The sequence below is a fragment of the Geitlerinema sp. PCC 9228 genome, assembly GCF_001870905.1.
Taxonomy (GTDB): domain Bacteria; phylum Cyanobacteriota; class Cyanobacteriia; order Cyanobacteriales; family PCC-9228; genus PCC-9228.
The window spans coordinates 25,110-35,585 of sequence record NZ_LNDC01000194.1 but is presented as its reverse complement, the minus strand read 5'-3'; the positions used below and the strand labels follow the sequence as shown (position 1 = coordinate 35,585).

Here is a 10,476-nt window from a genome sequence, read left to right as displayed (position 1 = left end):
CACCATTGGTACAACCAGCGATCCTCTGTATATCGGTACCAAAAATGCAGAAGCTCCACAAGGAGATTTCTGGAAAGGAGAACTGAATGAAATTCGGATTTGGAACACTGCCCGCACGCCCGACCAAATCAAAAACAACCAAAACGAACTTCAAGATCCCGATGCTGTCGGAGAAGAACTAGTTGCTTACTATAAGGGCAATACCAACTCTCGGAACCAACTCAGCGATCGCAGTCTCTACAACAACAACGGTGAGTTATTCAATGGTGCCACCTCCGGCAACGATATAACCGCTACCGTAGCGATCGCAGATAACGACGAAGCCGGTGTCATCATTACTCCGGAATCCGACACCAACGCCGCCTCCGAATCCAATCGGGCAACCACATCGGAAAAAGATACAAACAACGACAACCGCCTCAGCTACCGCGTCAAACTCAACAGCGAACCCACAACTCCAGTTACAGTTGCTCTAGGAACGAAAGACGAAACAGAAGCCCTGCTGAGCACCAAAAGCGATCCCAATGCCCCACAAAAAGTAGTCAAATTAGAGTTTACTCCTGACAACTGGAACCAGGAACAAACCTTCTACGTTCAAGGGGTAGACGACCAAATCGCCGATGGAGATTTATCCTACAAAGTAGTAAGCACCTCCCTCAGCAAAGACCAAAAATACGACCGCCTGGAAACAGACGACCTGTATTTCCGAAATACCGATGATGACCAAGCCGAAATTATTGTCACCGGGGCTGGAAAAGCTGTGGAAGGGCGAGAAAACGTCTTTAGCATTCGCCTCAAGAGCCAACCCGCCGGCGAAGTTCGAGTGACTGCCACACCCACCAACGATCAAATACGCCTCAACGACGAATTTCTAGGGGAACCTCACACCCTCACCTTTACCCCCGAAAACTGGAACTTCGACCAAACCATACGAGCCACCGCTTTGGATGACTCTGTCGTCGAATACCTGCATACCAGCGAAATAGAATTTGAGGTAGAAACTGGAGAAACATTTGACTTCGAGTCCAAAGCCGACAACAGCAAGCCCAAAAACGCCCTAGATTTGGGAACCATTCGCGGGGGATATCAGTGGAGCAACTTAGCGATCGCGGATGCTGGTGGTACCCAAGACGTAGACTGGTTTGCATTTACCTTACCCGACGAAGGAAACGAACGGGACTTTGTCCAAATTGACTTCCAACACGCCCAAGGCGATCTCCAACTAGAACTGTACCACCAGTCAGATTTAGAAAATCCCATCCAAGAATCCGACAGCTCCAGCAACAGCCAAAACCTAGAAAAAATTTCATTAGAAGGGCAACCATTTGGGGAATATTACCTCAAAGTTTCCGGGCAGCCCAACAACTATGATTTATTGGTAGCTGACGAAGACCATCAATACACCAGTAGCGAGATCGTTCCCGAGCCGGCTCCAGTTGTCATTGAAGATAACGACTTGCCGACAGTGAGCGTAGAAGCTGGACCCACAGCATCAGAAGTATTTGGCAAACCCAGTTACTTCAACTTCCAACTAAATGCCCCTGCCCCCCAAAACAACAACGGCATCAAAGTCAATTACAAGATAACCGGCGGCACTGCGACTTTCCAAGATGACAATCAACTTGGGGATTATCGGGCATCAGCCAAAGAAGGCTCAATTCGCATTGCTCCTGGAGATATCCAGAACAATCTAGCGATCGCTCCCATCGATGACAAATTAACCGAAGATCGGACGCTTCAAGTTACCAGTGTAAACAATAATGGCAATCTGGAGTTAGGGATAAAAACGCCCACTCCCAAACAACAAGTTTTAGGATTTGATGGTGTTGACGACTATGTAGAAGTTCCCAATTCAGAAGCTCTCAACATTACGGAGAATCTCACCGTAGAAGCTAAAATCTATCTGGATGAAGAAAACTTTAGTGGGAATCGCCGTATATTGCAAAAAGGAGGCGACTCTTCCTCTCAAGGAAAACAAGTTTCCGACCAGTATAGATTTCTGGTGGAAGATAACAAATTCAAGTTCGATGTGGGAGGTGTTGGTGTTGTCGAGGCTCCAATTGTAGAACTACCAGGACGGGCATGGCATCATGTAGCTGGCGTCTACGATCGCTCCAAAAACGAGCTGGCTATATACGTCAATGGAGAAAAAATCGAGACACTAGAAGGCGTTTCAGGAACCATCAAGACAACCGACGATCCCCTTTACATTGGAACCAAAAACCCCAATGCTATCCAGGGAGACTTTTGGAAAGGGCAATTGGATGAAATTCGGATTTGGAACACAGCTCGCACTTCCGAACAAATCCAAGCCAACCAATCAAATTCCCTAGCAGGAAACGAAGAGGGGTTGGTAGCCTACTATGCTGCCAATCAACAAGATGATACTTCTACCGATGATACTTCTACTTTAAGAGATCTCAGCAACAATCAAGAAGACGGTTCGCTTCATAACGGTGCTTCTTATATCAAGTTACCAGTCCCATCCTATCCAGAATCAATTCCCGTATCAAAATCTACCGAAATCAAATTTGCTGATGGTCTGGTGGGAACCGTTCAACAGGACGCGAAATTACAAGAAAAATCAGGTTTCTATGAAGGCACTGTAAAAGTTCAACTGAACGACCCTTCCCGAAACAGCGAGATCGAGACAGGCTTGGAAGGTAAACTCCCTTCAGAAACCGTCCAAATCGAACTTCTTCCAGGTGAAGGTTACAAACTCCCTGACAACCCCAAAGCCAGCTTAAGTATCCAAGACGATGACGTACCGGGAGTCCGAATCGTTCAAGTCGGCGATAATACTGTCGTGCGAGAAGGAGAAACAGCTACCTTCCAGGTATCCTTACTCAGCGAACCCAAAGACGATGTCACCCTCCAGCTAACACCAGGAGCCGAAATTCAATTCGTCGATCCGGTGAATCCCGAGACAGTTAGTGTTGACAAGGATGTTTATAGCTTCGAACAAAGCAAAACCGGCAATCTCGATGTCAGCCTCAACAGTTTGGTAACCACAGAAAGAGGCAAAACTGTGGCTTTCGACATTAAATTGAACGAACAGCCAAGTAGCGATGTGGTCATCAAACTATACGATGCTAACGATAGCGATAACGAAGCCGAAGCAACAGTCGATTTCACGCAATTTGAAGAAGATGTTGTCTTAGGACAACAGCCAGGCAACTGGGACCAAACTCAGCAGGTTATTATTGGCAATCTCGACCCCAATAATAGCGACGGCAAGCTTGGGTTAAAAGCCGAGATTTACGAAAAAAATGAAGATGGTTCCCTCAAAAAAGCTCCTAATGAAGAAATCAACCTGCCCATCAATTACACAACGGAAACCGTTGAAAAGCAAACCACTGAAATCACCATCCCGCCGGAAAAATGGTTTGAACTGCAAACCGTCACTGTAGAAGGCGTTAAGGATGCCGTTGCCGAACCGGGATTGTATCACCAGAGCGGCATTGACTATCAAGTTACTTCCAACGATAGCAACTACAACAATATTGTCGTTCCCCAGCAGCGGATAGATGTTGCCGATCGCGTATTTAACGCCAAAACAACTGCCGAAGGGATGCAAGAAGGGTTTACCAACCTGCAAAAAAGCTTAGACCAGTTAGAAATCCCTCTGATTGGCAGCCTAGACGGTAAAACCCCCAATCTCATCAGCGACATAAACGATCGAGTGATTCCTGCTGTTGGCGATGAAGAGAATCTCTCTGCTAATCGTCTCAAAGCAATCATTGAAGATTCCCTTTCTACCCTTGGCTTAGAGTTTTTAGATGTATCTGTTGATATGAGCGAGAATAGCGTGGATGTTGCGATCGATGTAAGCAAAAGTTATCCATTATTCTCGCTTCCTATTGATGCCAACCTAGGCTTAGATGCACTGGGAATTGGTCTGGAAACAGATGGAGAACTTCAGTCTAACTTTGACTTTGATGTTGTTTTAGGATTTGGCATTAGCGAAGATTATGGTTTCTATCTTGACACAGAAAAAACTCAAGTCGAAGCAAGCATTCAACTCAACTTAAACGACTTTAAAGGTCAAGGAAACTTAGGTTTTCTCCGTCTCGATACGATCGACGATCCAGAAAATCCCACTGAATTGGCGGTGAATTTCCAAGCGGGATTAAATGACCTCGATAACTATCAAACTATTCAATTTTTTGATGTAGATGGGGATCATCAGTTAGATGCTGAGGCTTTTAATTATCCAATTGAAAACCCCGATCGAACTCCCAACCCTGAAACACGAACCATTCAAGAACCCTTCGTTTCTGTAAATTCCCAAGGGAAAGCCGAAGTCTTTCCGAAAGTGGGAGAAGCCCCTGCTGCCGCTAAACGAATAAATGCTAACGGCAATAACACTTTTGATACATCAGAAACAATTAAGAACGAAGGAATCTATCGTACTCAGAAAGACAGCAATGGCAAAGTTACTCAATATTATTTTGATTTGGATCGCGATGGGCGTTTAGATTCTTCCTCAGGCGAACAATTATTGTCTGTCGATCCGACAACAACAAAGTGGATGAAGAATGGTCAGGTTAAGCCGTTCCGCATTGAACAGAAAAAGGTTAAGGGTGAGCTTAAGTATTATTTCGATCGAAATGGAGATAATAATGTCGATACCAATGAAATCCTGACTAAGAAACAAAAAGCGAAGCTGGATCGAAATAGCAATGGGAAGCTGGATGCCGATCGGGAAATTGAAGGGGAAGGCACGTTTGTGCAAGGGACAGGAATTGCCTTCCAAGATACGAATAATAATGGTTTGCTAGATGTGGGAGAACCTTATGTTAACTCTGAATTTGGTGATTTAAAATTAGAAAATTCTAATTCAGCACTGAGCTTTCTAGATATCGACACCGACCGACAACAAAGTGACAATGAATTGCTGATTTTAGAAGAAACTGATGAGGAGACTCAAGAATCTTTCGCTTATTTGGATTTAAATCAAGATCGAGAGTTTTCTTCAGGTGAACCTAAATTGATTGAGGATTCACAACTCGGATTTTCTTACCTCAATCTAGTTGGAAATGCAAATCAAGAACAGACTTTTGCAGACGAACCAAAACTGCCGAGTGCCAGTAACGATGAATATCTCGATCTTAATCAGAATGATAAAGAGGATCCGCTTCTTGAACCCATCATTAATCAAGAGGGAGAATATCTGACATTTTATGAAGATCCCAATTCAAAAGGGGATGACCCCAACCAACCCGATAAAATACTTGATTATAACCGAAACGGTGAAAAAGACGAGATCGATGGAGTTACTGATGCTTCAGTGGAAACTGGAACTTTGCCCAATGGAGAATCTTTTCAATACTTGGATACCAATGGAGACGGATACTGGACTCGTGAACATAAAGTATTCACTAAAGGAAATCAAAAGTATCTAGATATTAATGATAATGGTAGTCAGGATAGTGACGATCGCCCAATCACGATCGAAGAAAATCTCGATCGAATTAAAAGCAAGGACGATCGAACCATCTATCTTGATAAAAATAATAACGACGAGTTCAATGAAGGGGAATTACTTCTTTTAGACTCTTTGACAGGTCGCTTGAGTCAAGATACCAATAAGAATGGTAAAATCGATCGAGATGAACCAATTGTTAATATCCGTTTCCCTGACTCACAACTGAAAAAAATTAAAATCGAAACATTAAACGATGGAACTGAATACTTAGATGAAATTAAGGACCAGGAGTTTACTGGGGAATATAAAGTTTTAACAGATAAAGATGAAGACAATAATCAAATTTATGGACAAGTTCTTGACACAAATAATAATGGTGACGTGGACTCTGACGAGCCATTGATTGTCTTCAGTGAACCCTTTGTTCGCGAAAAAAACTCTCTCAGCTTGGATGCTTCTAATTTCTTCGTTGATTCTTTCCAATATTTGGATTTTAATAATAACGGTAAGTATGACGATAGCTCAGACTCTAACCGCTTCCCTCAAGAATACAAGGTTCGGGAAGATAGTGATGGTAATAATTATATTGACGAAAATAATAGTGGTTCCAAAGATGGCAACGAACCAACAATTAACTTAGTCAATATCCTCACGAATGGTAGTGGTAGTATCAGGGTTGGTGAGCATAAGATCGATCCAGAAGAAGATTTAACGCTCAAGTTTTACGATCGAGATGACAATGGGAAAAAAGATAAGAACGAACCCTTTATTATGGATCGTGTCACCTTCTTAGACCTTAATCAAGATAGCCAGCTAACCCTTGATGAAGAAGAGAGCCCTGATGAGTTCGTAACTACTAATCAAACTTATCTCGATTTCAACGGCAATAATATTAATGATTCTGGAGAGCCTCAACTAGATAAAAAAGAAGATAATTGGGTCATTAATCTGAATGAAGATAACCTCGTTACCTACAAGATTACAAACAATACCATTGACCACCCCGATTCAGATATTAATCTGTTAGACACGATTAGTAATCGTGTAGCTACTTTTCTCGGATTATCTGCATCCGAAAAACCTACCTATGCTGAATTGCTTGGATTGACGGTTAATGAGAATCAGGTCATTGATTCGGCTATCACATTTATTGATTTAGAAGAAGATGAAAAACTTGATTTGCTGTCCGATCCAATCCTGCATATTCAAGAAGGGGTACAGTTTATCGATTTAGATAATAATGGAAGTTTGACGGTTAACGAGGACGGCGATCCGATCGAGCCGTTTGCTTTACCCAACAATGAATTTGATACAGAAAACTTCACCGATCAAGGACCGATAATTAATTATCTAGATGATGGCGATCGCCTCACCCTAACTGAACTACAAAACTGGAAAAATAATCCTGATTTGGGCTTCTCTGACCTCTTCAACTATGAATTTTCTGGGTTAGCCAATCTGGGGTTAGCCACCAAAACCAGCTTTGAAGGAAACCCAGCCTTCCCTAGCTTCAACTTTAACCTAGGTGTTGGTTTACCTTTGTTCAACTACAGCAATCAAGAGGAAGCTGCAGAAGAAGGGTTCAACGTTGATTTTAACGACATTCAAATTGATGTAGGAGGCTTCCTAACCAATCTAGCCACGCCAGTTATCGAAACCGTTGATGAGATTATCTCACCTGCCAAACCAGTTCTCGACATTCTCAACGCCGATACCAAGATTTTCTCTCAACTGGGATTAGAAGACGAATTCAATCAGGATTCTCGCCCCGGGGTTTCTCTTCTTGACATCACCAAAACCATTGCCAATGCCATCCCTGAAGATACTGGAGACAAAAAGCTACAGCGAATTAAAAATAGTGTAGATAATGCCATTCAGTTTACTGATACCGTCAACCAAATTGTTGAGACTGCTGAAAGCCTGAAAGCACTAACAGAAAGCGAGGACAACCTTACCTTAGAATTAGGAAGCTACAACCTCGACGATTTCAAAGCAGCCAGCGACGATCCGGCAGATAGTACCTCGCAAATTCCAGCAGACAAGGGGACTCAAAAAACAGCTTCTGGGAAAGAAGCAACAGCAGATACTCAAAAACAGCTTCTGGATAGCACAAAACAATCTGGAAGTGAAAAACAGCAGAAAGCCCTCAGTTACCTGATGGGAGATGAGGGGAGCAAACTTGCAGGTTTAGATATTCCATTCTTAACCAATCCAGTTACCCCGATTAAGATTTTGTTGGGACAGGAAAATGTCGATCTAATTACTTACGATATTCCCGATCTAGATTTCTTCTTCGGTAAAGAACAGGAATTTCTACTATGGACACCACCTATCATTGAAGGGATTTTAGAGCTTGGATTTGAAGCCCAGACTGACTTATCTGTGGGATACGATACTGCAGGCTTAGAAGCTTGGCAAGATAGCAACTTTGAGCTTTCAGAAATTTATAAAATTCTCGATGGCTTCTATGTTGACGACTTCGATGAGGACGGTAAGGACAAAGACGAACTGATCGCCTCAGCGACAATTGCTGCTGGATTGTCGGCTAGTGCTGTTGTTGCTAAAGCAGTATTAAAAGGAGGTATAGAAGGTACCCTTGGCTTCGATCTCATCGATGAAGGAGAGCTGCAAGGCAAAAACGATGGTAAAGTGAGAGGTTCAGAAATCATCTCTCGCCTCGATACCCCCCTAGAGTTATTCGATCTGAAGGGGCAATTAGATGCCTTTGTCAATGGCTCCATTAAAGTTGGGGTAGATTTGGGTTTATTTGAGATTATGAAGGAGGTATGGAGTACCGAATTACGAACCGTTCTCACCCAATTTAATCAGGAAGCCATTGGCAATGAATCGGGAAATGTCCTTACATCTAAATTTTCTCTAGGGTACGTCGATGGGGCAACCGTATGGTTCGATACCAATGGCAATCGTTTGCTCGACTTAGGAGAAGTTCAAACAACCACCAAAGCAGATGGTTCTTTCGACTTGAGTGTGCCAGACGATGTTGACATTTTGAATGGCGTACTGCGCGCTCGCGGCGGTGTTGATGTGGCTACTGGTTTACCCGTTCAGGGCGTCTTGTCTGCTTCATCTGAAAGTGCGATTAATCCGGTTACTTCTCTCATTCAGCAGCTCATCGAACAGGACGTTGACAAAAACACAGCCCAAGAGCGCGTCCAAACTGCCTTCAGTATTTCGGATGATGTCAATTTATTTGAGTTTGACTATGTCGATGCCACGCTAAAAGAAGATCCCAATGCCCGTGCGGTTTTGCTTGCCAACAACAGCGTGCAAGGGGTGATTTCGGGAATTCACAATCTACTCGCCGGCGCTTCGGGTGGAACGGTAGATACACAAGATACGGCGACGAGTGCAATTCTCAGCAACGCTGCTTTCTCAGCCTTGTCCGAACTAATGGACGGTCGTTCCGTAAATCTGGAAGACTCAACTGTTCTCAGCAATGTCATTCGTAGCAGTGCTGCCAACGCTCAAACGCTGGCAACAGAAGAAGGTTTGCAACTGGGCTTAAACAACCAGGAAGTGGAAGATATTGTCGATGCAGCAGCGAAACTGCTAGCGGCAGGCGTCACCAAGAAACGATTGCTGGCAGAAGAATCGAGCGATGGCATCGAACTCCTCACAGCGATCACTCAAGCGAAACTTGTTTCCCACGGAGAAGAAGCCCAAGCCCTCAATGAACTAGCTCGCGGCGAGAAATCGATTAACGAAATCCTGGAGATGGCAGATACCAGCGAAGCTGCCCTGGAAGCAATTCGCCAAGTCAAGTTAAAACCCCAGTTGGCAGGGCTGGATAACGTGAACATCAGTGAAGGCGAGCAGCTAAAAGATATTCCCATTACCCTGTTTGACTTTGAAACTTCCTACGACCAGCTAGACATTTCCATTACTTCCGACAATTCCAGTCTTTTACCAGCGGACAATGTGTCGGTCAGTGCCGGTGGTCAAGCGCATCAAGCACTTCTGAGTCTATCTCCTATTGATGGAGAAGCAGGCGTTGCCACTATCTCCATTACGGTGGAAGATGGTGATGGGAATACGCTTACCGAGGAATTTACAGTCAATATCAGTGACGAAGACACCGGTGGCAATGAGGATGGCAATGAGGATAGCGACTCGGATAGCAACGCCGATCCATCAGACGAATCTTCCGCTAGTGAGGCGACGAATAATAGCGATCGCGATCGAGCCGATAATGACGTTGATGGGGATGCTGGCAATGAGGAAACCAACGCTAGCAACCGTGAAGAAACCATCAACAAACTCATGGATAACCACATGACCGGTTCTGACAGCGATGACACCCTAGAAGGCACTGCAGAAAACGACGCAGTTACTGCTGGCAATGGCAACGATGCCGTCGCCACCTTCTCCGGAAACGATCGCCTTTACGGTGAAGCCGGTAATGACATCATGAATGGCAACCAAGGAAACGATTTTGTCGATGGCGGCGATGGAAACGATATCCTATTTGGGGGTCAAGGAAAAGACAACCTCCAAGGTGGCAACGGCAACGATATCCTCAACGGCAATCTGGGAGAAGATAAAGTCAACGGCAACGACGGCGATGACATCCTGTTTGGCGGTCAGCAAGCGGATATTCTCAACGGCGGCAGCGGCAACGACCTCCTCAGTGGCGATTTGGGAGAGGATACCCTCACTGGCGGTCAGGGAAGCGATCGCTTCTTGTTACGAAACGTATCCGGTCCTGACATCATCACTGACTTTGAAGATGGCGTTGATTCCCTGGTTCTGCCTACCAGCGAGTTCCCCGTACAACCCAACGGTGTCACGTTTGAAGATTTGACCATCACGCAAGCTGAAGGCGGTACGGTGATTTCGGTCAATGGCAATACCATGGCTGGTCTCACTGGCGTTGATGCTTCCAACATCACCGAAGACGACTTCCAGCAGATTTCTAGCCTCTAGACATTTCAGACCAAATCTGACATAGGGAAACCACAATTTTTCTGTAGGGGTAGGCACGGAGGCACTACCCCTACATTTTTTGCGGGTTTATGTACATCGGATTT

At 44.5% G+C, this 10,476-nt stretch carries 2 protein-coding genes; one reads left to right on the top strand and one right to left on the bottom strand.

Going from position 1 to position 10,476, the window contains the following annotated elements; genetic code table 11:
* Positions 1–237: 237 nt before the first annotated feature.
* Positions 238–408 carry a hypothetical protein gene (locus AS151_RS22640; RefSeq protein WP_211517659.1) on the bottom strand — a complete coding sequence of 57 codons (171 nt, stop codon included), beginning with the start codon at positions 406–408 and terminating at the stop codon, positions 238–240.
* A 415-nt stretch (positions 409–823) separates the two neighbouring features.
* On the opposite strand from AS151_RS22640, the gene AS151_RS20100 reads away from it, so the two are divergent.
* A complete protein-coding gene (locus AS151_RS20100; protein WP_211517658.1) occupies positions 824–10,372 on the top strand; it encodes a LamG-like jellyroll fold domain-containing protein in 9,549 nt (3,182 codons plus the stop codon).
* The last annotated feature ends 104 nt before the right edge of the window (positions 10,373–10,476 follow it).